This is a genomic window from Flindersiella endophytica (assembly GCF_054779015.1).
In genome coordinates, this window is record NZ_BAAGYY010000036.1 from 375,082 (window position 1) to 397,658 (window position 22,577).

The following is a 22,577-nucleotide window of genomic DNA, read 5'->3' on the forward strand; positions in this document are numbered from 1 at the left end:
ATCCGTTCGCGCGCGGGAGGTCGTCCGGCCGGTCGAACGGAAGCCTGGCAGGCATGCGAACACTGCCGAACGTCCCGCGCTGGGTCAACGTCCTCGCGCATCTCGTACCGCTCACCACGCTGCCGTCGGGCCTGTGGCGGATCGCCCTCGGTTTCGGCGTCCCCGTCGGGTTCACCGGCGAGCTCGCCGAGCTCTACCACGCGCCCGGCTGGATCACGCCGTACGTGATCGTGCTCAGCCTGCTCAGCGAAGGGCTGGCGCTGCTGACGCTCGGCCTGGTGCAGCCGTGGGGAGAGGTCGCGCCGCGCTGGCTCCCGGTCATCGGCGGACGCCGGATCCCGCCGCTGGCGGCCGCCGTGCCGGCGGCGCTGGGCGCGATCTCCGTCACGCTCGTCACGCTGCAGGGCCTGCCGGCGTGGTGGGAGAACGAGCCCGGATCGCCGCAAGGGATCGCGGCCCTTGTGATGGCTACCTGCTACGCCCCACTGCTCGCGTGGGGACCGTTGCTCGCTGTCGTCACCGTCGCCTACTACGTCCGGCGTACGGAGGCTACGGAACTGCTCGTTCCGGAACCGAACGTTCCGTAGGATCGCGCATGTGGAGGGCGCGGAGAGCGTTGCGGGCAAGGGGATTTCGCGCGTCGGCCGGCACCGAGAGCAACGAGTCGACCACGCGATCGTCCGGGCGGCCAGGGAGCTGCTGACCGAGAAGGGCTACCGCGCGCTCACCGCCGACGCGGTCGCCGAACGGGCGCACATCGGCAAGGCGGCGATCTACCGGCGCTACCGCACCAAGCAACAGATGGTCTTCGCCGCGACCGTGCCCGGGCTGGCGGCCGAGCCGCCGTCCGACACCGGGTCCCTGCGCGGCGACCTGCACGCGTTCACCGACCTGCTCGTGGCCGGCCTCGCCGACCCCACCAGCCGCGCGACGCTTGCCGGTCTGGTGGGCGAGCTCCACAACGACGAGACGCTGGCCGGCTGGTTCCGCACGACGTTCGTCGCCAAGGCCCAGGCCGGCATCGGCGAGCTCCTGGACCGGGCGATCCGCAGGGGAGAGCTGCACGCCCGCCCGGATCCGGAACTGATAAACGCGTTGCTGATCGGGCCGATCTTCAGTTGGCTGTTGCTGCAACGCGAGGTGGACGCCGAGCAGTTCGGCGCCCGGCTGGCCTCGCTGCTGACGGATACCTTGATCCTGGCGTGGCCGGAGGAGACGTGACCCGCATCGAGGCCTGCATCGTCAACCACACGTTGGGCCCGGCCACGCTGGTGACGGCGACGCATGAGCTGCGGCAGGTGCTGTCGGCGGCGACCGTCGGCCACTACCACCGCGTCACCTATCCCAGCGACGAGAACCCGCTGGACTGGAAGCTCGACGACTGCCGCCGGCGGCTCGCAGAGTTTCGCTAGCGGTGTCTCGCGGCGATCGCGAGGGCGTGGCGGCGCAGCTCGGTGCGGAGCTCGGGCGGGTCGAGCACTTCGAAGTCGTACGAGAGACCGGCGGCGTACGTCGCCAGGGAGGGCAGGTCATCGGCCGCGACGCGGAGGATCGAGCGGCCGTCGCCCGCGTCCTCGACCACGACTCCGTAGATCGGTGGGAACGCACGCTGTGCCTGGTCGTACGGCAGCTCCAGCCGGATCCGCGCCTCGTACCGCCGGACGGCGAGCTTCGTGCCCTCCAGCACCAGCGCCACCGCGTCCGGCGGGTCGGTGATCCGGTGCCGCTGGCCCGTCGCGACCACCGACGAGATCCGGTCGACCCGGAATGTGCGCCAGGCCTGCCGGTCGCGGTCGCGCGCGACGAGGTACCACCAACGGCCCGAGTGGACGATCTGGTACGGCTCGACCCTGCGCTCGCTGACCCGGCCGGCGTGGTCCTCGTAGCTGAACCGCAGCCCTTCGCTGTCGCGGCAGCCGGTCGCCAGCACGGTGAGCACCGACGGGTCCAGAGCCGGGCGCGCCGGGCCCGGCAGCTGGACGGTCGACTCCTGCAACGCACGCACCCGTTCGCGCAGCCGCGGCGGCAGTACCTGGTCGAGCTTGCCGAGCGCCGCGACCGCCGACGTGCCCGCACCCGCGACGGCGGCCAGTTGCAGCCCGATCGTGGTGGCCACCGCCTCGTCGTCGTCCAGCAGCAGCGGTGGCAGCCGCCCGCCCGGACCCAGCCGGTAGCCGCCCTCGCGGCCACCGGTCGCCGAGACGGGGTAGCCCAGCTCGCGCAGCCGCGTCACGTCACGTCGCAGTGTTCGGGCCGAGACCTCCAGCCGGGCGGCCAGCTCCGGGCCCGGCCACCAGGGCCGGGCAGGCAGCAGCGACAGCAGCCGCAGCAACCGGACGGCGGGATCCATGCGCTCATTGTCCACCGTTTCGCGGCCATCATCTGACCGCGAAGCGTTCTATCGTCCGTGCATGCCGACGGTCACCACGCTCACCCGCCTGCCGGACGTACGCAGCGCCACCGACGCCGACCTCGACGCCGCCGCGGCGCACTTCAACCGCCTCCGGGCCGAGACCCACCCCGACGACCCGCCGGCACCGATCGCCGAGATCCGAGCCCTGCGCAACATCCCGCCGACGGTCGACGTGTGGCCGTGGTGGCTGTGCCGCTCGAGGAACGGCGACGTGGCCGGCGAGTGCCATCTGTTCGGCGGCACCGGCGCCGACGCGCACGTCCTGTTCGTCGAGCTCGGCGTGCGGGCCGACCACCGGCGGCGGCGAATCGCCACGCGGATCCTGCGCGAAGTCGCGGAGGTCGCCGAGGCGAACGGCCGCACCCTGCTGCGCGCCACCACCACCGAACGCGTACCCGCCGGCGCCGCGTTCTGCCACCGGCTCGGCGCGCAGCCGGTCGCCGCCAGGCACACCAACCGGCTGCGCCTGGCCGACCTCGACCACGCCCAGCTCACCGCGTGGAGCCAGGCCGCACCGGAGTACCCGCTCACCGCGCTGTCCGGCCCGTGCCCGTCCGAGCTGCTGGAGGCGCTGGCGGAGATCCTGCGCATGGTGAACGATGACGAGAGCTTCACCCCCGAACGGATCCAGGAGGCCGAGCGGATGGACCAGGCTGCCCGGGCGACGCGGTGGCTGCTCACGGCCGGCGACGGCCGCGGCGGGCTGGCCGGTTTCACCGAGCTGAGGTGGTACGCCGCCAACCCTCTGATCATCCGGCAGGGATGGACGTTCGTCCGCCCGGAGCATCGCCGGCGCGGTCTCGGCCGGAAGCTGAAGGCGACCATGCTGCTGCGCGTCCTCGCCGAGGCGGAGGCGGAAGCCGCGGAGTACGTCGACACCGGCAACGACGACACCAACGAGCCGATGCTCGCGATCAACCGCGCGCTCGGCTTCCGCCCGCACGTCGCCGAGACCACCTGGGAGCTCGGCGTCGACCGGCTGCGGGCGCACCTGGCATGAGCCCTGGTATGAGCCCTGGCATGAGCACAGCGCGATCGACTGCCGCCCGGCTGCCGCTGGAGCCGGGCGTCTACCGCTTCCGCGACGAGACCGGGCGCGTGCTGTACATCGGCCGGGCCCGCAACCTGCGCCGCCGCGTCCAGTCGTACTGGACCAACCTCGGCGACCGCCGCCACCTGGCCCGGATGGTGAGCCGGATCACGCGGATCGAGGCCGTCTGGTGCGACTCCGAGCACGAGGCGGCCTGGCTGGAACGCAACCTGCTGGAGCACGCCAAGCCGCGCTGGAACCGCGCCGAGGGTGGCGCGGAGGTCGCGGCGTACATCCGGTTCGATCCCGGTCCGGCCCAGCCCGGGCTGCGGTTCGCCCACGACACCAAGTCGAGCGCGCGCCACTGTGCTCATCCAGCCCCCGGGCGGGCTTCGCCCACCCCGCACCCACCCCACTCCTTCGGCCCGTACCTCGGCGGCAGGCGGGTCCGGCTGGCGATCTCGGCGCTGAACCGCGTCATCCCGTTGCAGTACGCCACCGCCACCAACGGCTCGGCCCGCGAGTTCGCGGAGCTGTTCGGCATCGGCCCGCAGGACCGCGAGCCACTCACCAAGGCCGCGATCGCCGTCCTGGAACGCGATCCGGCCGCTGTCGAGGCCCTGCGCGCCGAGCTGGTCCGCCGCCGCGACAAGGCGTCGGCCGAGCTCCGCTTCGAGTTCGCCGCCAAGCTGCAGGACGAGATCGCCGCCTACGACTGGATCGTCGCGGAGCAGAAGGTCGCCTCGCAGGAGCCGCACGATGTCGACGTCTACGGCTGGGCCGACGGCCTGCTCCTCCATTTCGAGATCCGAGCCGGCCGGATGTCGAAGTGGACGCAGCGGGCCGTCTCCGAGGCCGCGGCCAAGCAACGCCTGGCCGCGACACCCCCTGCCTGGCAGCCGTTCGCGCGCCGCAACGCCGAGCTCGCCGCCCGGCTGGCGAACGCTGCTAGGCCGTGAGCGCCTTCTGGGCCTGGGCGATCAGGCCGCCGTCACCCAGCAGCCGCGCCAGCCGGAGGCTGGTCTCGTACGCCGCCCGGCTGCCGGCCGCCTCCTGCTGCCGGCCCAGCAGGTCACCGAGGTCCAGCCCGAGCAGGACGACGTAGCTTGCCAGGTCGCGTGTCTCGGCCAACACGTCTGGGTACGCCCGCTCGGCACGAGCAGCGTCGCCGCCCAGGATCGACAACCCACACAGGGCCGCCGGTCCCGTGTCGCCTGGCAGCTCGCCGGCCGTCCGCAACGCCGTAGCGGCGTCATCGAGCTCACCGCCGACGATGAGCAGCAGGCTGAAGAAGAACCAGCCGCGCGGCACCAGCTCCGGCGATCCGATCTCGGTGAGCCGCCCGAGTGCGGTCTCCGCGCCCGCCATTCCCTCGTGCATCCAGAACACCAGCGCGACCTGAGCCGCGCCCTCGGCCGCCCGGACCGGGTGCCCGGTGTCCATCGCCTTCTCGAACGTACGAATCGCCGAGGCGAGGTCGCCCTGGGCGAGAAGCTCCCGGCCCGCGTGTACGGCGGAGGCGCCGACGAGGTTCAGGTCGGCGAGGTCGAGGCTCTGCGCCCGCTCGTGCACCTCGTCCAGCGAGCCGTGCCGGGCCAGCTCGTCGAGCAGGCCGCGGCCCTTGGCCCGGTCGTCCTCGTTGCCGACCTCGACCGCGATCTCCCAAGCCGCGTGGGCACCCTTCACGTCCATCTGCTTGGACAGGAGGATGCCGAGGTTGACCGCGGCTTTGCCGCTGTATTCCGGCTGCCGCAGCGCGACCGCCTGCTCGTAGGCCTGCCTGGCCGTGTCGAGGTCACCGGCGTCCTCGACGATCGTCGCCAGGTTGAACAGCGCGGCAGCCCGCGCGCCCGGGTTGTCGGAGGCCGCCGAACGCCGCAGTTGGTCCAGCGCGGCCTCCGGATCGCGCAGCCGGTGCGCGTACAGCACGCCGAGGTTGACGCCGGCCAGCGCGGCCGACCAGCCCGTACCGGCCTGCGCTTCCCGCAGCACCTCGACCGCCCGCTGGGTCTCGCCGCGCTCCAGCAACAGCTCCGACAGGTCGATCGCAGCCATCGGCGCGTACGTCGGGTGCCCGGTCGCGAACGCCGCCTCCAACCGGGCCAGCGCCGCATCGGCGTTTCCGTCCAGCCGGAGGCTCGCGCCGGCGTAGGCCTGCCCGGCCGCCGAGACATCCAGATGCGGGCAGGTCTGCGCCTCCTCGAACGCTTCCACGGCACCGGCGAACTCACCCGCGGCCAGCAGCAACCGGCCCCGCCCGATCACGGCCCAGCCGCAGACCTCGTCCGGCGACGCCGGCTCGGTACGCGCCACCGCACCGGTGGCCTGGGCGATCATCGCGAGGTTGGACGCCGCGACGTCGGCCACCTCACCCTGGCCGTGGTCGGCGGCGTACCGGAAGGCCGTCATCGCCGCGTGCAGGTCGTCGTCGGCCAGCAGCGTGCCCACACGCAACGCCGCGTGCGGTCCGCGCTCGGGGTCGCCGCTCGCCACGATCTGGGAGAAGCAGTACAGCGCGGTGGCGTGGTCTTCCTCCTCCACCAGGAGCTCCGCCAGTGTGCCGATCGACGTCACCGCGAGATCCCGGTCCGGCAGCTGGGCGGCCAGTGCCAGCACGCCCTTGGCAGCCTCGTTCTCACCGTTCTCCACCAGGAGCTGGCCGAGCACGTACGCGCCCGCGGGTGCGTGCTCCGGATGGCCGGAGTTGACGGCCACCCACAGCGCTTCCCGCGCGTCGGCCGGGTCGCCGTACTGCGCGAGGTGCGCGCCGAGCCGGCACGCCGCCAGCGGCGCGAACTCCTGGTCACCGGAGTCGATCGCGCGGGCGAACGCCTCTCTTGCCCCGGCAGCGTCTCCGATCGCGAGCAGCTGGCAACCCTGCTCGTACGCCGCTTCGGCGGGACTGTCGTGGCCGGCCGAACCAGCCTCCTGGCCGAGCAGCGCGGCCGCCAGGCCGGCCAGCGCGGAGGTCGCTTCGTCGTCGGACATCGCCGCGAACTGGTAAGCACGTAAGGCGCCCTGCCCGTCGCCCGCCTGTTGCAGCAGCGTGCCGAACGCGAGCGCGGCCTTTGGCGCGATGTCCGGGTGTCTGGTGTGCATCGCTTGCTCGAACGCCGCTCGCGCTCCGGCCGGGTCGCCGGCCGCGGCGAGTCTCCGGCCGGTTTCCAGCAACTGCTCCGGCGACTCGGCGCCCATAGCCATATAGGGTTCGTCCCTCCACGAAGTGCCCAGACCTTCTGGCAAGGCTGGCATTCGTACCACAGAAGGCCACAGTTCGGCGAAGGGGCGAGCCGCAGATGAGCGCGACGGAGTACGCGTACAGCCGAGGAGCGATCCTGGTCGGTCAGGACGATCTCACCGGTGCGCTCGCCAGCTTCGACCAGGGCAGCAGCCCGGAGTCCGGCTTCGCCCAGCGACTGCTCCGCGGCGAGCAGCAGCCGGCACGTACGACACTGGCCGGGATCGGTGACAGCGGCGACGACGCGGCGTGGCACCGGGCTTCCAGGCTCGCGCTGGAGGTGGCGCACAGCCTGCAGCGCCGCGACGAGATCACCGCGGCGGCCGAGGCGCTGCGGATGGTGGTCGAGCTCGGTCACGCCGACAGCCGGGCCGAGGCCGCCATGTTCCTCGGTGCCCTGTGCAACGACGCAGGCGACTCCGACGGCGCCTTACGGGCGTGGGAAATCGCCGAGGCCGACCCGCGGTTCACCGCTCAGGTGGCGTTCGAACTCGCCTGCCTGCGCCACGACCGTGGCCACGAAACCGATCTGGAACGAGCCGAGGAGTGCTACCGGCAGCTGATCGCGGAGGGCGGCGACCAGGCCGAGGCGGCGCGCTACCAGCTGGGCCGGCTGTTGTTCACGACCGGGCGCTACGACGAGTCCGACGACACGTTCGCCGCGCTCGGCCGGGACCGGGCCGCCGTCGCGCTGGACGCGGCGGGCGCGATCCGGCGTACCGGCGCGCGCGACAGTACGGAGGCGGCCTACGTCGAGGCGGCGGAGAGCAATGACCCGAAGCTCGCCGGACCGGCCGCGTTCAACCTGGGCACGCTCCGGCACGAACGCCGCACCGGTGCCGACTCTGCAGACGCTGCCGACTCCCGCGACCCGGCCGGCGCGATCGCCGCGTACGAACGTGCACTGGCGACCGGCGATGCCGACGTCCGGGCCCGGGCGCTGAACAACCTCGGCGAGCTACACGCCGACCTCGGTGACCTGGCGGCTGCCCGCCAAGCGTTCGAGCGCGCGATCGACTGCGGCACCGGTGAGTACGCCGCGCGGGCCGCGTACAACCTCGGCATCCGGTTGCAGGCGGCCGGGCGCGTGGAGGAGGCGAAGGCCGCCTACGCGCTGGCCGAGACCTACGACGATCCGGTGGTGACCGCGCACGCGCGCCGGCGGGCGGGCACGGAGTCGGCCGCCGAACAAGGGTTCCGGCTGGCCGGAGACAACGACCTCGACGGTGCGCTGGCGGCCCTGGGCGAGGCGTTCGGCCCGGCTGTCGCCGAGTTCGGGCTGGCCGCGCACTCCGGAAAGGTCGGGCTGGCGCGTACCGAGCTGGAACGGCTCGCGGCCGTCGGCGGATCGGACCACGCCGAGGCCTCCAGGCTGGGCGTCCAGCTGGCCAACGCGTTCCACCGAGAAGGCGAAGCCGTGACCGCGCGGGCCTTGCTGGAGCTCGTGGTCACGACCGGCACGCCGGTGGAGGCGCAGCACGCCAGGGTGGACCTGGCCGCCGTGCTGAGCGACCTCGGTGAGGCGGCCGCGGCCCGGGCGGAGTACACGCGGGCGATGGAGTCCTCCGATCCCGAGCCCGCGACGGTGGCGGCGTTCAACTACGCCGTTCTGCTGCGGCAGGCGGGTGAGCCGGACGCGGCGCTGGCCATGTACAAGAAGGCGTTCGACCGCGTCCCGGTCGCGCATGCCGAGTCTTCTGCCCGGGCCGGGCATGGGATCGCTGAGCTGCTGAAGGAACGCGGCGATCTCGCCGGCGCGCGGGCGGCGCTGGAGCGGGTCGCCGCGATGGAGCCTTCGGAGCAGCCGGTGCTGTCGGAGCTGCGCGGTGACGCGCTGTTCGAGCTGCTCCAGCTCAGCCGGGAGGCCGGCGACCTCGACGGCGTGCAGGAACTGGCGGAACGGGCAGGCGTCGCGCATCCGGAGGTGGCGGTCGCCGGCTACGACACGCTCGGCGGAGCAGCCTGGCGGGCCGGCGACGTGGCGGCCGCGGCCGGTTGGTACCAGAAAGGCGTCGCGGTCGACGATCCGGAGTGGTCACCGCACGCGGCCTACAACCTCGGGCTGGCCCGGCGGCAGCAGGGCGAGTTCTCGGCTGCCCGCGAGCTGTTCGAGCGGCTGCGCGACTCGCGCGAGGCGAAGGTCGCCGCGCTCGCAGCTCACCAACTCGGCTACTTGCTCTACAACGACCTGGCCGACCCGGAAGGCGCCGCGGCCGCATGGGCACGGGCGTCGACCGGCGAGTTCGACGAGGCGGAGGTCGCGCGAACGAACGTGCTCGCGGTTGCCGACGAGCTGCACCGGGCCGGCGCGGACGAAGCTTCGGCTGGAGCGCTGCGTGCGCTGGCCGCTGCCGGCAGCCTCGCGGCGGCCGTCGAAGTGGCCGAGGAGTTCGCGGCCAACCGGCAGGACGCCGGCGACGCGGCGGCCGCGATCCCGTACCTGCGGTGTGTCTTCGACTTCGGTGACACGTCGCAGCTGGCATGGGGAGGCCTGAAGCTCGGCGAGCAGCTGACGACGATCGGCGATCACGCGGCCGCCCGGGAGGTGTTCGAGCGGGTCGGGCGGGGCAGGGTGCGAACGGCCGCGGGGCTCGCCGACTTCTACCGCTACGAGCTGCTGAAGCTGAGCGAGTCGGAAGCCGACCAGGCAGCCGCTGAGGCGTTGCTGCGGCAGATGGCCGACGACCCGGCGCACGCGCTCGTTCGGCAGGCGGTGGCGGGCGGCAATCCGTACGCCACGTTGGTCTATGCGACGAACCTGCGCGAGATCGGACGCCGTGACCAGGCTGAGCAGCTGCTGCGGATGGTGGCCGAGGCGGGTGCCGAGGCCAGCGGGGAGGCCGCGCTGAGCCTGGGCGCGATGGCGTACGAAGCAGACGACTTCGACACCGCTCACGGCTGGTGGCTGCGCGTGGTCGCGTCGGACGACCAGAGCCTGGTGCGGCGTGCGACGAACAATCTCGGCCTGCTGGCTAAGCGGCGCAGGGACCTGCCGGAGGGGCTGCGGTGGTTCGGCCCGCTCGCCGACGCCGACTCCGACGCGCCGGACGCCGATGTGGAGAAGGCCGCGCTGGCGGCCGCGCACCTCGGCGAGCTGTGCTACTGGCTGGAGGAGTTCGACCAGGCACTGCGGTGGTACCTCCGCACGCTGGACGGCACGACCGACCCGGAGCTGATCGCTGAGGCGGCCTACCGGGCCGGCGAGATCCTCAACGCGGCCGGCGAGGTGGAACAGGCCCGCGCCATGCTCCGCCGGGCGGCGGCCAGTGGCGACGCGACGTTCGGTTCGCAGGCCGAAGCGCTGCTGGGCAAGCTCGGCTAGGGGGTGTCCTGTAGGTGTCGGTGGATAGCGAGGACGCCCGGCGGCGTAGCCGCCACATGAGCACAGTGGCGCCGGGCTGGCACCACGGTGGTGGTGCGGAAGGGTGCCGGGCTGGCAAGGCGGGCGGAGTCGTTCGCACAAGGTCATACGGGCGATCTTCGTCCAACGCAGCCAGCGTGGGGCCAGGGCCGCCGCAGCCCGGCGACACTTGCAGGACACCCCAAGCCAAGCGCAAGCTCCCGCGAATGACCACGTTAACCACGTAATTGGCGGGTTAACCACGCCCCGGCACGTGGCGAACCACCGACTGGCGTGGCGAAGCATCAGCGGCGTGGCGGTTGCCCCGCCTGTGCGGCCCACCGTGCGTGGGCGAATGACCACGTTAACCACGCCAGTAGGACCTTCGCCACGCTTCGGGGCGTGGTTAACCCGCTGAAAGCGTGGTTAACGTGGTCATTCGGGGCCGGCGAGCCAGGTGGAGATTCCGTCGGTCAGGGTGGCCTTGAGGGTAGGCGGTGCGAACGAGGCGGCCACGCCGTTGCGGGCCAGGTCGGCGAGGACGGTGTCGTCGAAGCCGAACGTGTCGCGGACGCGGGCGTACTCCTCGGTCAGGGTGGTGCGGATCATCGTCGGGATGTCGGTGTTGAGTGTGACCCGCAGGCCGGCCTCGTACAGGCGGGGGAGCGGATGGGCTTCCAGCGAAGGGAAGAAGCCGAGCGAGACGTTCGACGTCGGGCAGACCTCGAGCGGGATGCCGGCGTCACGGACCTCGGCGATCAGGCGTGCGTCGTTGTGCAGCTGGACGCCATGGCCCAGCCGCTGGGCACCGGTGGCGATGGCCTCGCGGATGCTGTCGGCGCCAAGGGCCTCACCCGCGTGGTGGACGACGTGGATGCCCTCGGCCAGCGCGGTCGCGAACACTTCGGCGAACGGTGTGGCCGGGTGCGCCTCGTCGCCGGCCAGGCCGATCGCGACCACCTCGTCCGGGTGCTTCCTGGCCAGGTCCAGGGTCCGCCAGGCCCGGTCGACCGAGCGGCGGCGCGAGTGGTCGAGCAGCACGCGGACCTCGATGCCGTACCGCTCGCTGCCTTCGCGCAGGCCGTCCAGCACCGCGAGCAGCGGCAGCTCCAGGTCACCCAGCCGCTCGCCATGGCCGGCCGCGGTGAACGACACCTCGGCGTAGCGCGTGCCCTGGGCCGCCTCGTCCTCGCAGTACTCCAGCGCGATCCGGCGGAAGTCCTCGGGCCGGCGCAGGCACTCGCGCAGGATGTCGTTCTGCACGAAGAAGTCGTTGAACCCGCCGAACTCGTAGTCGCCGCTCGCGAGGTGCGGCGGGATCTCGATCCCGTTGGACGCACCGAGGTCGGCCAGAGTCGACCATCGGACGGTGCTCTCGAGGTGGACGTGCAGGTGGACCTTGGGCAGCAACAGGAGATCACGCACGACGCCCGACCCTACCGCCGCCAGGAACGACGGCCAGGATCTGACCGCGATCAGGGCTATCGTCAACCATGGACATCCACCCGGTGACCTCCGAGCGCTTCGGCGACCTCGCCGACCTGTTCGAGACCAACGGGGCGACTCGCGGCTGCTGGTGCATGTCGTTCCGGCGCAGACGTAAGGAATGCCAGGCCGACTGGGGCGCCGGCAACCGGAGATGGCTGGAGTCCGCGGTGGCCGAGGACGACCCGCCGGCCGGGTTGCTGGCCTACCGCGACGGCACGCCCGTCGGCTGGTGCGCGCTCGGCCCGCGATCGCGGTTTCCGCCGGCGATCGGGCCGCGGGCGGTGGTGCTGAAGGACCGCGACCCGGCCGAGGACGACACGGCCTGGCTGGTGGCGTGCTTCTTCACTCGCGTCGGCTATCGCAAGGCCGGAACGAGCCACGCGTTGTTGACCGCCGCGGTGGAGCTGGCCCGCGACTACGGCGCACCGGCCATCGAGGGCTGGCCGCTCGCCGGCGCCGGCCCGCACGGCGCCGACCGTTACTTCGGCACCGAGCCGATGTTCGAGGCCTGCGGGTTCACCTGTGTCGCGCGGCCGACGCCCGGCCGGGCGTTCATGCGCCGCGAGCTGACGGACGCGGCGGGCTGAAAACAACTGGCAGGCGCCCGGCGCGTTCGGCAGGCTTGGCCGGATGGGCTATCTGCCAGTGGGGTGGGCCGACGTCGATCGGCTGACGATTTCCGAACTGACCGTCGTTCCCTACGGTGACGACGTCAAGGGCTGGGTGCTGGCGGTGTCCGGCGGCCGGTTCGTGCTCCCGTCCGGTCCGGTGCTGCCGGAGGAGAATCCGCTGCTCGACACCGTGCTCCGGGTGCCGCTGGAGGTCGCGGGCTTCCGCCGCCAGGCCACGTTTCCGTTCGCGGTCGACGGTGAACGGCTCGCGGTGTGGGTGTCCGGAGGGCGCTACCGCGGGGGCCGCGCGCACGCCAACGTCCCTTGGTGGCAGGGCGACGCGGGCGCGGCGGCCGAGCTGCTCGCGGGACAGGGCGACCAGGAGCAGGCCGAGCTGATGCGCCTGGCCGAACAGGCCCGCGCGACGCTCAGCGACGAAGAGTTCTACCTGGCGATGACCGGGCTGCTCGAGCCGGCTTATCTCGCGGCCGGCACACCGCAGGGCGGCTCCGGCTTCGGCGGCGACGCCGACGAGTGGCGTTCCGCGCGGTCGATCGTCGCGGAGGTCTTCGAGGCCGATGGCACGTTCCTCGACGTCGGCTGCGCCAACGGGCACCTGATGGCGAGCGTGGTGGGCTGGGCCGCCGAGCGCGGCATCACCGTCGAGCCGTACGGCGTCGACCTGGCCGGGGGACTGGTCGACGCGGCCCGTAGCCGGCTGCCGCGGTGGGCGGACCGGATCTGGCAGGGCAACGCGCTGACCTGGACGCCGCCGGACGGTCTGCGCTTCGATGTGGTGCACACGCTGCTCGACTGCGTACCCGGACACGCCGTGCGCGGAATGCTCCAGCACCTGCTCGACACCGCGGTCGCGCCCGGCGGGAAGCTACTGGCCAGCAGCTACGTCGACGCCGTGCACACCCATCTGCACGCCGCGACTCTGCTGCGGGACTACGGCTTCGAGGTCGCCGGCGAGACTCGGGCACCGATCCGTACCGACGGCCGGATCCAGGCTCCCAGTGCGTGGATCCGCAAAGCCGGCTAGCGCCTCGACTCGTCCGTTCTCGCCTGCCTTGGCCGGATCGTCCGGCAATGGCTCCTGCGACTCCCGATTTGTGAAACGCACGCCGTCATCCCCGCAGCCCCGTGCTCGTGGCAAACGAGATGCCTCGGCGTTCGGCCTGCCGAACGCCGTCCAGCTCGAACGGATCGGCGGGGCTCACCGCGGTGTAGAAGTGGTAGAGGCGGCCCTCGAGGCTCACGACCGCGGGCTTGTGGGCGAACGTCGAGTCGACCGTTCCCACCGGGCCGACGTCGACCAGGATCTCGCCGCTCTTGGTCCAGGTTCGCAGGTCACGCGAGACGGCGTAGCTCTCGCGGGCGTGCCCGTCGTAGGAGAACCCAAAGTAGAACATCACCCAGAAGTCGCCGTCGCGCAGCACACACGGGTCGGACGCGAACCGCTCGTCGAAGTCGCCCGGCCCGCCGTGCGGAAGCACCGGCACGGTCTGTGGCCGGCTCCAGTCACGCAGGTCCGGCGAGACGGCGTACCCGATCTGCTCGCGCCAGTCGCGGTCGGCGCGGTTCTTGGCGTTGTAGAAGCAGTAGAACAGGCCGTCGTGGCGCAGCAGCCAGGACTTGTACAGGCCGCCGCGCTCCCACGCACCACCGTCCTGCGGGCGCAGGATGTCGCCGGTGTCCTCCCAGGTCGTCAGGTCGGTGCTGACGCAGAAGCCGATGACGGCCGGGCCGGCTTCGTAACCCGCGTTCGGATACGCGTGGTACGTGCCGATCGCGCGGCCGTCCACCCTGGTCAGCTGTCCGGACGAGGCCAGCCGGTTGTCGCGGACGACCGAGGTCAGGGCCGCGTTGAACCGGCGGTACGGATGGCCGGGGTCGCGCGGCAGGATCAGCTCGCCGGGCTCCCAGTGCAGCAGGTCGCGGGACCGGGCGAGCGCGGTCTGGTAGCCGACGCCGTCCCAGCCGACGTAGGTCATCAGGAACTCGCCGCCGTCGGAGAACACCGCGGCACAGTCGACCGCGAGGCTGTCGAAGCTGCCGGGCGACCTGGACGGCTCGACCACCAAACGTCCCAGCTTGTGGGGCGTACGAACCCGCGCGGCGTCGAAGGAGTCTGTGGCCGGAGCGTGGACGGGAGCGTGGACACGGACATGGGCAGGATCATGGACGGGCACCGGGTCGATGGGCACGTTCTCGTTTGTAGCCGACGTCTCGCGGCCCCGCCGGCCGGTTGCCGGGACCGGTCGCGGCACACCACATCGCCCCTGCTGTCCCGGATCGGACGCCCGGTTGTCCCGATATCCGCAACAGACCCGTGACCGGCATCGGACAGATTGCTGACCGCCGGCCACTTGTCGGACCTGACGTTCCGCAACCAGCCCCCGGCCACGCACTGTCGCGCTCCCGCGTACGACGGCCGGATTTCCGGCCCGATCGTCACGGTCGGCGAAGATACTGACGAGTATCACAACGGCACGGCACGCCCACTGCTGCGAAACCGCCGGGTCCGATTTCCCGACCGCGCGCGAGGATCTCGACTGCGCTGTCCGGAATATCGAAACGAGCAAGGCGGAAGCTGTGAATCACACATGACGAAGCGCAAGTTCCGATGCCCGTTTCTTCAGTTCGCACAATTAGACGACTGATTGGCAAGGAATGAGGGCCCTGATATGTTCAGCATCGGGTAGCAAGATCGACGGACACACGACACATCGAGATGGCTGACCGACGCCGGGAGGAGCCCGCGGGTGCGCATCGTCGCCTACACGAATCTGTATATGCCGACATGCCGGGCAGGTGCGCAGATGATGCTTCGCGACCTGCTCCGTCCACTGCAGGAGCGGCATGACATCTCGATCGTCATCGACAACGGACGCGGCCTGACCGAGCCATACACCTGGGAGGGAATTCAAGTATTCCCAGATGCCCAGCGCGCGCACGAATTGCGCGTGACGCATTCCGCCGATCTCATTATCACGCATCTGCAGGCGACTTTTCCGGCCACTCAAATCGCGCAGGAATGCGATATCCCCGTCGTTCAGGTTCTGCACGCCAACGAAATTGGCGAACACGAATATTTGCGGCACAAATGCGATCTGGTCGTGTTCAACAGTTATTCGGTCCGCGACTCCTTTCCTTATTTCACCGGTCCGTCGATTGTCATCTACCCGCCGGTCAGCCCCGAGGAGTACCGCACCCAACCTGGCAAGGAGGTGTCGCTCGTCAACATCGCAGACATCAAGGGCAGCGGCATCTTTTACGCCCTTGCCGAAGAATTCCCCGATGTACAGTTCCACGGCGTTCTGGGTGGGTACGGAAACCAGGACGTCCGCTCCATGCCGAATGTCACGATCGGCGAGAGCGTCGACGACATGACGCAGGTTTACGGCCGTACCAAGATCGTATTGATGCCGAGTGTCTACGAGTCGTTCGGCCGGTGTGCGATTGAGGCGGCCGCGTCGGGCATTCCCACGATCGCCGCATCCACGCCCGGCCTGCGGGAGTCGCTCGGCGGCGCGGGCATCTTCTGCGATTACGACGATCTGCCCGCTTGGCGGGCCGCTCTCCAGCGGTTGCTGGTCGAGGACAACTGGGCCGAGGCCAGCCGGCGCACGCTCGAGCGTTCGTCCGTGCTCGCCGAGGTGACCGAGACCCAGATGTCGGAGTGGTGCGAGGCGATCGAGTCCTTCGAAGGCGTTCCTTCCGTCGTGTGAGCTGCCAAGGGTGAGTTGGATAGGGGCCTGACAAGACGATGGGGGACAGTGGGAGCCTGGCCCGATTAGCCGGCAGTGCCGCGGGCGGGCCGGCTCCATCTGCCGGTCTGGGGTGGCCGGCGAGGTTCGCGGCCTACCGTGAGCTCGGGCGCATCCAGTTCTGGACGTTGCTTGCCTACCGCGCCGACTTCGTGTTCGGCGTCGGCGTCCTGCTGCTGCAGATCTTCCTGTTCCGCGTCGTGTGGACCTCCGTCTACGCCGAGCGGACGGAGATCCAGGGCAGCGGTGGCGCGGGCTCCATCAGCCTGTCGGTTCAGATCGCCTATGCGACGCTGGCGGCGATCCAGTTCTGGCTGTTCAATCCGTGGGCCAACCAGCTCGCCCGCCGGGTCTACGACGGAAAGATCGCGATCGACCTGTCGCGGCCGGTCGGGCTGATCCAGCAAGCGGTCTCGGGCCAGGTCGGGGTGACGCTGGCGCTGTTGCCGTTCGCGCTGGCCGCCCTGCCGTTCGCGATCTTCGTGGGCGGCGCGTCGCGGCCCGCGTCGCCCGGCGCGCTGGCCGGCTACCTCCTGGCGATGGCGCTCGCGTACGTCGTCAACGTGCTGCTGACGACGCTCGTCGGCATGATGGCGTTCTGGACGCTGGAGATCAGTGGCCCGACCGCGATCTACCGGCTGGTCGCCCAGGTGATGTCGGGTGCGATCGCGCCGCTGTGGTTCATGCCCGACTGGCTGCGCCTGATCGCCCAGGCGCTGCCGTTCCAGGCCACGACCTACACCCCGGTCGCCATCTATCTCGGCAAGCTCCAGGGCACGCAGCTGTGGACGGCGCTGGCGATCCAGCTGCTGTGGGTCGGTGCCCTGTGGCTGTTGCTGCGCCTGGTGTGGTCGCGCGCTCTTCACCGTGTCGTGGTTCAGGGAGGGTGAACCCGCTTGGCTGACTCCGACTCTGGATCTGGCACCGCGACCGCCGTCCGCGAGCCCGGCAGACCCGGTCCGGCGCGCACGCTGCGGCTCTACGCAGCGCTGACCCTCGCCTCGATCCGCGCCCAGGCGCAGTACCGCGGCAATCTGCTGCTGATGGTCGTCGGCGGGTTCGCGTTCCAGGCCGTGGGTCTCGCGTTCATCTGGATCGTGATCGACCGCTTCGGCGCGATCGGGGGGTGGTCGCTGGCCGAGGTGGTCTTCCTGTATGCGCTCCGGCTGTGCGCGCACGGCCTGTGGCTGTGCTTCTTCAACCAGATCGTGTTCGTCGACCAGGTGATCCGGGAGGGGGAGTTCGACCGCTATCTCGTCCGGCCGCTCAACCCGCTGGTCCAGCTGATCACCCGCGGGTTCGCGTTGACGGCGTTCGGGGACCTGGCCGGCGGCGTCGCGCTGCTGGTGGTCGCCAGCACGCTGCTGAACGTCGACTGGTCGCTGCTCGCGATCCTCTACATGGTGCTGGCGATCGCCGGTGGGGCGCTGGTGGAGGCCTCGATCCAGCTCATCCTCGCCAGCCTGGGCTTCCGGCTGCTGTCCACCGGCGGCATCAGGTTCGTCGGGGACGACCTGTTCAGCACGTTCGGCCCGTACCCCCTGAAGATCTTCCCGATCGCCGTCCAGTTCGGCCTGACGTTCGTGGTGCCGCTGGCGTTCGTCGCCTACCTGCCCGCCGCGGTGCTGCTGGGGCGGACCGGACAGCTCGCGGTGCCCGCTCCGGTCGCCTACCTGGCTCCGCTGCTCGGTGGTGTGCTGATCGTGGTGGCGTACCGGTTCTGGCGATACCAGTCGCGTTACTACACCTCCAGTGGACACTGAGGCATTCGCCTTATCCGATTGCGATCCGAGCCGGGCGCGGTCGAGAATCGTGCGCATGAGCAAGCCCTGGATGATCGACGAACTGGCGCACGCCGGACCTGAGCACCTCGACCCCGGCTTCATCACCGGATACGACCGCAAGCAGGGCCGTCCGGATCCGGAGGAGGCGCTGGCGGCCTTCGAGTCCCACGGCGTCGGCGACTCCGCGACCGTGGTGGACCTCGGTGCGGGCACCGGCCAGTTCGCGCTGGCGGCGGCCAAGCGGTTCGGCCGGGTGGTCGCGGCCGACATCTCGCCGGCGATGGTTGCGCACCTCCGCGAGCAGGCCGTCGAGCAGGGGCTCGGCAACCTGGAGATCGTCCGGGCCGGGTTCCTGTCGTACGAACACAGCGGCGAGCTCGTCGACGGCGTGCACACCCGCCACGCGCTGCATCAGCTGCCGGACTTCTGGAAGACCCAGGCGCTGGGCCGGATCGCGGCGATCCTGCGTCCCGGTGGCGTACTGCAGGTACGTGACCTGATCTACGACTTCCAGCCCGACCAGGCCCCGGAGATCTTCGACGGCTGGCTGGCGCGCGCGTCGGCCGACCCGGCCGCCGGCTACACCGCCGAGGACTACATCGAGCACATCCAGACGGAGTACAGCACGTTCCGCTGGCTGTTCGAGCCGATGCTGGAGGCCGCGGGCTTCGAGATCGTCGCGGTGGCCTACGAGGCGTCGGTGTTCGGTTCCTACACCTGTCTCAAGCGGTAGCCACCAGCCAGCCGTAGGCCGGCAGCGCCGCGTGGCCGTCGCGGAGCTCGCCGGTGCCCAACGCACGCTGCCAGTGGCCCTCCGGCAGGGCGACCTCGGCCGGCTCGTCGGCGACGTTCAACGCCGCGACCAGCCGGTGTTCCCCGTCGCTCGAGACGTAGGCGATCGCGGTGTTGGACAGCTCGGCCGTGGTCGTACGGGCCTCGACCAGCCAGGGGAGCCGGCGGCGCAGGCCGATCAGGTCCTGGTGCAGCCGGTAGTAGGGCCAGCCGTCCGGCGCCAGGTCGTCCGGCCCGTCCGGGAACGCCGGCCGGATCGCGTCGTCGCCGCCCTCGCGGTGCTCCTTCACGCCGCGGAACGCCTGCTCGTCCCCGGCGTAGATCGACGGGACACCACCGACGGTGGTCAGCACCACCAGGGCGTGCTCCAGTGCGCGCTCGTCGGTCAGCTGGCTGGCCAGCCGGGTCACGTCGTGGTTGCCCACGAACGTCTGCGGCACGAACGACTCCAGCCACTGGTTGTGCCGGTCGAGTGCCCAGGCCAGCTCGAAGAAGTTGCGATCGTTGAGCGAGCTCCAGATCGCCTTCCACAGCTCGTACTGCGTCACGGAGTCGAGCCCGCCCTGCTCGGTGAAGGCGGCGTAGTCGCCGTGGATCACCTCGCCGACGAACCAGGCGCCGGGGTACGTCGCACGCACGCGGTCGGTGACGGCACGCCAGAACGGCAGCGGAACCTGGTAGGCCACGTCCAGCCGCCAGCCCGCGACACCGCGTTCGAGCCAGTAGGTCATCACGTCGACGACGTAGTCGGCCACGGCCGGCTCGTTGTGGTCGAGCGCGACCAGCTTGTCGTGGCCTTCGAACGTGGCGAGCCCGCCGTCGTCGTGGCGGCGAAACCACGCCGGATCCGGCGCCACGAAGCCGCGGCCGACGTGGTTGAACACGCCGTCCAGCAGCACCCGGACACCGCGGGCGTTCGCCTGCTCGACCAGGCGGACGAGGTCGGTCTCGTCGCCCAGCCGCGGGTCGATCCGGAGGTGGTCGACGGTGTCGTAGCCGTGCGTCTCCGACGCGAAGACCGGGCCGAGCGCGAGCCCGTTGGCGCCGAGCTCGACGAGGTAGTCGAGCCAGCCGGCCAGGCGCGGGAGCCGGTGGTTCGGCTCGGTGCCGGGCGGGAGTGCTTCGTGTTCGGCGCCAAGGAAGCCCAGGGGGTAGACCTGCCACCAGATCGCATGTTCGGACCAGCCCATCGGGAGCTTCCTTTTCGGTTGGTTTGCGGGTGGGGCGTCGGCGAGCCGGTCCAGCAGGGAGCCCGCCAGCCGGAGCACCTCACGTTCGGTGCGGTTGAGCCCGGTCAGCGCGAAGCTGAGCCAGGCGTCGCGTTCGGCCATGTCGGCGACCAGGGCGGCCTGCCCGGACGCCGTCAGCGCGATCACCGCCTGCCGGCCGTCCTGGTCGCTGCGGCTCCTGGAGATCAGCCCGTCGCGTTCGAGGTCGGCGAACACCCGGGTCAGCGACTGCGGCTGCTGGCGCTCGGCGGCGGCCAGCTCGCCGGGCGTGGACGGGCCGCGCTGGTGCAGCTGGGACAGCACGCTCACCTTGTTGGCGCTCAGCGCGTCCGGTGAGCGCTCGGCACGCAGGCGGCGGGCGAGCCGGGTGACACCGCGGCGAAGCTCGCTGACACCTTCCATAGTTCTAAGCTATCACTTAGTATTTTTGGCTATGAAGCTGGGACGAGTCTGCGGATACGGTTCGGTGTTGCTGACTTTCCTCTCGGCACTCCTGCTCGGCGCGCCAGACAGTGTGCTTGTGCTGGCCGTCGTCCTGGCAGTGTCGCTGGAACGAGCAGAACGCGGCACGGAGCTTCGCCGGCGCGTGCCGGCGTTGGTGGTGCTGCCGGCAGTCGCTGTCGCGGCCGCGGGGATCGGGCTGCTGCTCGACCGGCTGCCGGGCTTCGGAGACGTCGTGTTCACCATCGCGCTGGCCGCGACGGTGTGGATCCGCCGGTTCGGGCCGCGGTTCACCAAGCTCGGCACCTGGGCCGCGCTGCCGTTGCTGGCGGTGCTGATCTCACCGCTGCCACCGAGGGGCGCGGCAGATGTCGGATGGGCCGCGCTGGTCGCCGTGCTGGCGTTCTGCTGGGTGAGCGCGGTCCAGCTCGTGGCGCGCTCCACCCCCACGGCGGCTCCAGTCCGCCGGGTCAGTGCTCTCCGGCCACGGCCGAGCACGCGGATGGCGATCCAACTGGCGGTGGCGGTCGGTGGTGCGTTCCTGATCGGCCGGCTGGCGTTCGGTGAGCACTGGACATGGATCGTGTTGACCGCGTTCGTCGTCTGCAGTGGCAACCGCGGTCGCACCGACGTCGTACGCAAGGGCCTGCTCCGGCTGGCGGGCGCGGCGGCCGGAACGGTGCTGGCGACGTTCCTCGCCGGCCTGTTCGGCCCGCTCGACTCGCGCTCGATCGTGGCCATCTTCGTCGTGCTGGCGATCGCGAGCGGGCTGCGGACGTTCAGCTACGCGTTCTGGGCCGGTGGCGTGACCGCGATGCTCGCGCTGCTCTACGGCTACTACGGCCAGGCCGGCGCGGACCTGCTGGCGACCAGGTTGCTGGCGATCGGGCTCGGCGCGGTGCTCGCGATCGGAGTGTCGTGGTTCCTGCTACCGGTCCGGGGTCGCAAGCCCGTCCCTGACCAGGCCCAGCAGCCTGGCGAGCTGGTCGTCGCCACTGCCGGCGAGCGCGATGCCGTGGGTCAGGGCCAGCAGGTCGCCGAGGCCGAGGTCGGACCGGACGGTGCCGTCGCGCTTGGCGCGGTCGAGCAGGGCGGCGGTGGTCTCGCGCATGGAGTCGTGCCAGCGGGCGAACAGCTCGGAGCGCCGGCCGTCCGGAACCGACAGGGTGAGCTCGCGCTTGGACGCGACGTGGCCGATGAGCAGGCGTAGCCAGCCGAACAGCCCGCTTCCGGAGTCGGTCGCCGCGAGCAGGTCACGACCCTGGGCGCACAGCGCCTCCACCTCCTCGGCGTAGACAGCGACGATCAGCTCCTGCCGGGTGGGGAAGTGGCGGTACATCGTCGCGTTCCCGACGCCCGCGGCCTGCGCGATCAGGTCCAGGGGCGCGTCGGCACCCCGTTCGTCGAAGACCTGCCGGGCGGCCGCCAGCAGGCGGTCGTAGTTGCGTTGCGCGTCGGTCCGGCGGGGTCTCATGCGTTCTAGGATCGTGCACCATGTCGCACAAGCTGCCCCCGGACCTCGCCGAACGCGCCGGCCCGCTCGCTCCACTCGGTGCCGGCCAGTGGTCGCGGGCGTATGCCTTCACGCTCGACGGGCAGGAACTGGTGGCCCGGTTCGGTGCGTACGTCGACGACTTCGAGAAGGACCGCGTGATGAGCGCGCACAGCTCGCCGCGGCTGCCGATCCCCGAGGTGCTCGAGGTCGGATCGCTGGGCGACGGCGACTACTACACGATCTCCCGGCGGGCGCACGGCGAGTTCCTGGACGCGCTGGACGAGGCCGGCATGCGGCAGGTGCTGCCGGCCGTGCTCGACGCGATGGCCGCGGCCCGGGCGATCGACACGTCGGCGAGCGCCGGCTACGGCGGCTGGGTCGCCGGCGACAACAACGCACCGTTCGCGAGTTGGCCCGAGGCGATGCTGGCCAACCTCGACGACCTGCCCGGCCGGCGGACGTCAGGCTGGCGCAAGGTGCTGGAGCAGACCCCGGCCGCCGCGGCCGCGTTCGACGAGGCCGCCGACGTGCTACGCCGGCTCGCGCCGCTGTGCCCGGACCGCCGCGAGCAGATCCACCAGGACTTCCTCAACCGCAACGTGCTGGTCGACGGGCCCCGGCTGACCGCTGTGCTGGACTGGGGCAACGCGATGTACGGCGACGGCCTCTACGACCTGGCCTGGTTGCTGTACTGGTGGCCCTGGTATCCACAGTGGTCCGGCATCGACATCCAGCGCATCGTCGCCGACCACGTGGCCGGCGAGCCGCGGGCCGCCGAGCGGCTGCTGTGCTACCAGCTCCACATCGGGCTGGATCACATTTCGTACACGGCTTACATGGGTCGCGGCGACGACCTGGCGAGGAACGCCGAGCAGTCGCTCGCGTTGGCCCGTTCCGTCACCTGAGGAATTCAGGCCCGAATCTGGCCGGAATGGCATCTAGC

Annotated in this window: 20 protein-coding genes and 2 pseudogenes; 15 read left to right on the forward strand and 7 right to left on the reverse strand. The window is 71.1% G+C overall.

The window, feature by feature from the left end; translation table 11 throughout:
• Positions 1 to 53: 53 nt before the first annotated feature.
• The 3 genes from ACYVF6_RS40270 to ACYVF6_RS40280 are packed head-to-tail and all read left to right on the forward strand — an operon-like array spanning position 54 to position 1,412.
• Positions 54 to 587 (forward strand): hypothetical protein, encoded by a 534-nt coding sequence (locus ACYVF6_RS40270; RefSeq protein WP_460530124.1) that lies wholly within the window; start codon positions 54 to 56, stop codon positions 585 to 587.
• 10 nt (positions 588 to 597) lie between these two features.
• Positions 598 to 1,221, forward strand: coding sequence for a TetR/AcrR family transcriptional regulator (locus tag ACYVF6_RS40275; protein ID WP_460530127.1), 624 nt, complete (start codon positions 598 to 600; stop codon positions 1,219 to 1,221).
• Positions 1,218 to 1,412, forward strand: a complete 195-nt coding sequence (locus ACYVF6_RS40280) for a hypothetical protein (protein ID WP_460530130.1) — start codon at positions 1,218 to 1,220, stop codon at positions 1,410 to 1,412. Before ACYVF6_RS40275 ends, ACYVF6_RS40280 begins: the two co-directional genes overlap by 4 nt.
• On the opposite strand, the gene ACYVF6_RS40285 is transcribed toward ACYVF6_RS40280, so the two are convergent.
• On the reverse strand, positions 1,409 to 2,350 hold the full coding sequence (locus ACYVF6_RS40285; RefSeq protein ID WP_460530133.1) for a helix-turn-helix transcriptional regulator: 942 nt from the start codon (positions 2,348 to 2,350) through the stop codon (positions 1,409 to 1,411). The genes ACYVF6_RS40280 and ACYVF6_RS40285 overlap by 4 nt on opposite strands.
• A gap of 61 nt (positions 2,351 to 2,411) precedes the next feature.
• Here ACYVF6_RS40285 and ACYVF6_RS40290 point away from each other — a divergent pair, with 61 nt between their 5' ends.
• Positions 2,412 to 3,413: a GNAT family N-acetyltransferase gene (locus ACYVF6_RS40290; protein ID WP_460530136.1), complete on the forward strand. Its 1,002-nt coding sequence runs from the start codon at positions 2,412 to 2,414 to the stop codon at positions 3,411 to 3,413.
• A 20-nt stretch (positions 3,414 to 3,433) separates the two neighbouring features.
• Positions 3,434 to 4,402: a GIY-YIG nuclease family protein gene (locus ACYVF6_RS40295; protein WP_460530139.1), complete on the forward strand. Its 969-nt coding sequence runs from the start codon at positions 3,434 to 3,436 to the stop codon at positions 4,400 to 4,402.
• Here ACYVF6_RS40295 and ACYVF6_RS40300 read toward each other — a convergent pair.
• Positions 4,392 to 6,644 (reverse strand): UDP-N-acetylglucosamine--peptide N-acetylglucosaminyltransferase SPINDLY family protein, encoded by a 2,253-nt coding sequence (locus ACYVF6_RS40300; RefSeq protein WP_460530142.1) that lies wholly within the window; start codon positions 6,642 to 6,644, stop codon positions 4,392 to 4,394. The genes ACYVF6_RS40295 and ACYVF6_RS40300 overlap by 11 nt on opposite strands.
• A gap of 95 nt (positions 6,645 to 6,739) precedes the next feature.
• Between ACYVF6_RS40300 and ACYVF6_RS40305 the strand changes: the two genes are divergently transcribed.
• Positions 6,740 to 10,003 carry a tetratricopeptide repeat protein gene (locus ACYVF6_RS40305; RefSeq protein ID WP_460530146.1) on the forward strand — a complete coding sequence of 1,088 codons (3,264 nt, stop codon included), beginning with the start codon at positions 6,740 to 6,742 and terminating at the stop codon, positions 10,001 to 10,003.
• A gap of 453 nt (positions 10,004 to 10,456) precedes the next feature.
• Here ACYVF6_RS40305 and add read toward each other — a convergent pair whose 3' ends face one another.
• A complete protein-coding gene (gene add, locus ACYVF6_RS40310) occupies positions 10,457 to 11,446 on the reverse strand; it encodes an adenosine deaminase family protein (protein ID WP_460530149.1) in 990 nt (329 codons plus the stop codon).
• Between the two features lie 68 nt (positions 11,447 to 11,514).
• On the opposite strand from add, the gene ACYVF6_RS40315 reads away from it, so the two are divergent.
• Both ACYVF6_RS40315 and ACYVF6_RS40320 read left to right on the forward strand, forming a co-directional pair.
• Positions 11,515 to 12,096 carry a GNAT family N-acetyltransferase gene (locus tag ACYVF6_RS40315; protein WP_460530152.1) on the forward strand — a complete coding sequence of 194 codons (582 nt, stop codon included), beginning with the start codon at positions 11,515 to 11,517 and terminating at the stop codon, positions 12,094 to 12,096.
• A gap of 43 nt (positions 12,097 to 12,139) precedes the next feature.
• On the forward strand, positions 12,140 to 13,165 hold the full coding sequence (locus ACYVF6_RS40320) for a class I SAM-dependent methyltransferase (RefSeq protein WP_460530155.1): 1,026 nt from the start codon (positions 12,140 to 12,142) through the stop codon (positions 13,163 to 13,165).
• An 85-nt stretch (positions 13,166 to 13,250) separates the two neighbouring features.
• Here ACYVF6_RS40320 and ACYVF6_RS40325 read toward each other — a convergent pair whose 3' ends face one another.
• On the reverse strand, positions 13,251 to 14,330 hold the full coding sequence (locus ACYVF6_RS40325; protein ID WP_460530158.1) for a glycoside hydrolase family protein: 1,080 nt from the start codon (positions 14,328 to 14,330) through the stop codon (positions 13,251 to 13,253).
• A gap of 558 nt (positions 14,331 to 14,888) precedes the next feature.
• Here ACYVF6_RS40325 and ACYVF6_RS40330 point away from each other — a divergent pair.
• From ACYVF6_RS40330 to ACYVF6_RS40345, 4 genes are read left to right on the forward strand one after another with little or no spacing between them, the layout of a single operon-like run.
• Complete coding sequence (locus ACYVF6_RS40330) at positions 14,889 to 15,854, forward strand: glycosyltransferase family 4 protein (RefSeq protein ID WP_460530161.1); 966 nt, start codon at positions 14,889 to 14,891, stop codon at positions 15,852 to 15,854.
• 38 nt (positions 15,855 to 15,892) lie between these two features.
• Positions 15,893 to 16,783, forward strand: a complete 891-nt coding sequence (locus tag ACYVF6_RS40335; protein WP_460530164.1) for an ABC transporter permease — start codon at positions 15,893 to 15,895, stop codon at positions 16,781 to 16,783.
• Positions 16,784 to 16,789: 6 nt separating this feature from the next.
• On the forward strand, positions 16,790 to 17,656 hold the full coding sequence (locus ACYVF6_RS40340) for an ABC transporter permease (RefSeq protein WP_460530167.1): 867 nt from the start codon (positions 16,790 to 16,792) through the stop codon (positions 17,654 to 17,656).
• A 55-nt stretch (positions 17,657 to 17,711) separates the two neighbouring features.
• Positions 17,712 to 18,410: a class I SAM-dependent methyltransferase gene (locus ACYVF6_RS40345; RefSeq protein ID WP_460530170.1), complete on the forward strand. Its 699-nt coding sequence runs from the start codon at positions 17,712 to 17,714 to the stop codon at positions 18,408 to 18,410.
• On the opposite strand, the gene ACYVF6_RS40350 is transcribed toward ACYVF6_RS40345, so the two are convergent.
• Both ACYVF6_RS40350 and ACYVF6_RS40355 read right to left on the reverse strand, forming a co-directional pair.
• Positions 18,400 to 19,659, reverse strand: a complete 1,260-nt coding sequence (locus tag ACYVF6_RS40350; RefSeq protein WP_460530518.1) for an alpha-amylase family protein — start codon at positions 19,657 to 19,659, stop codon at positions 18,400 to 18,402. The two genes, ACYVF6_RS40345 and ACYVF6_RS40350, sit on opposite strands and share 11 nt — an antisense overlap.
• Before the next feature lie 171 nt (positions 19,660 to 19,830).
• Positions 19,831 to 20,100, reverse strand: a pseudogene (locus ACYVF6_RS40355) (MarR family transcriptional regulator); the annotation flags it as partial.
• Positions 20,101 to 20,641: 541 nt separating this feature from the next.
• Here ACYVF6_RS40355 and ACYVF6_RS40360 point away from each other — a divergent pair.
• A pseudogene (locus tag ACYVF6_RS40360) lies at positions 20,642 to 21,037 on the forward strand (FUSC family protein); the annotation flags it as partial.
• Positions 21,038 to 21,067: 30 nt separating this feature from the next.
• Here the strand turns inward: ACYVF6_RS40360 and ACYVF6_RS40365 are convergent.
• Positions 21,068 to 21,520 (reverse strand): TetR/AcrR family transcriptional regulator, encoded by a 453-nt coding sequence (locus tag ACYVF6_RS40365; protein WP_460530521.1) that lies wholly within the window; start codon positions 21,518 to 21,520, stop codon positions 21,068 to 21,070.
• Between ACYVF6_RS40365 and ACYVF6_RS40370 the strand changes: the two genes are divergently transcribed.
• Together ACYVF6_RS40370 and ACYVF6_RS40375 are read left to right on the forward strand one after the other, a co-directional pair.
• Positions 21,467 to 21,622 carry a hypothetical protein gene (locus ACYVF6_RS40370; protein ID WP_460530541.1) on the forward strand — a complete coding sequence of 52 codons (156 nt, stop codon included), beginning with the start codon at positions 21,467 to 21,469 and terminating at the stop codon, positions 21,620 to 21,622. The two genes, ACYVF6_RS40365 and ACYVF6_RS40370, sit on opposite strands and share 54 nt — an antisense overlap.
• A gap of 11 nt (positions 21,623 to 21,633) precedes the next feature.
• Entirely contained in the window at positions 21,634 to 22,539 is a 906-nt protein-coding gene (locus ACYVF6_RS40375) for a phosphotransferase family protein (RefSeq protein WP_460530173.1), read from the forward strand.
• The last annotated feature ends 38 nt before the right edge of the window (positions 22,540 to 22,577 follow it).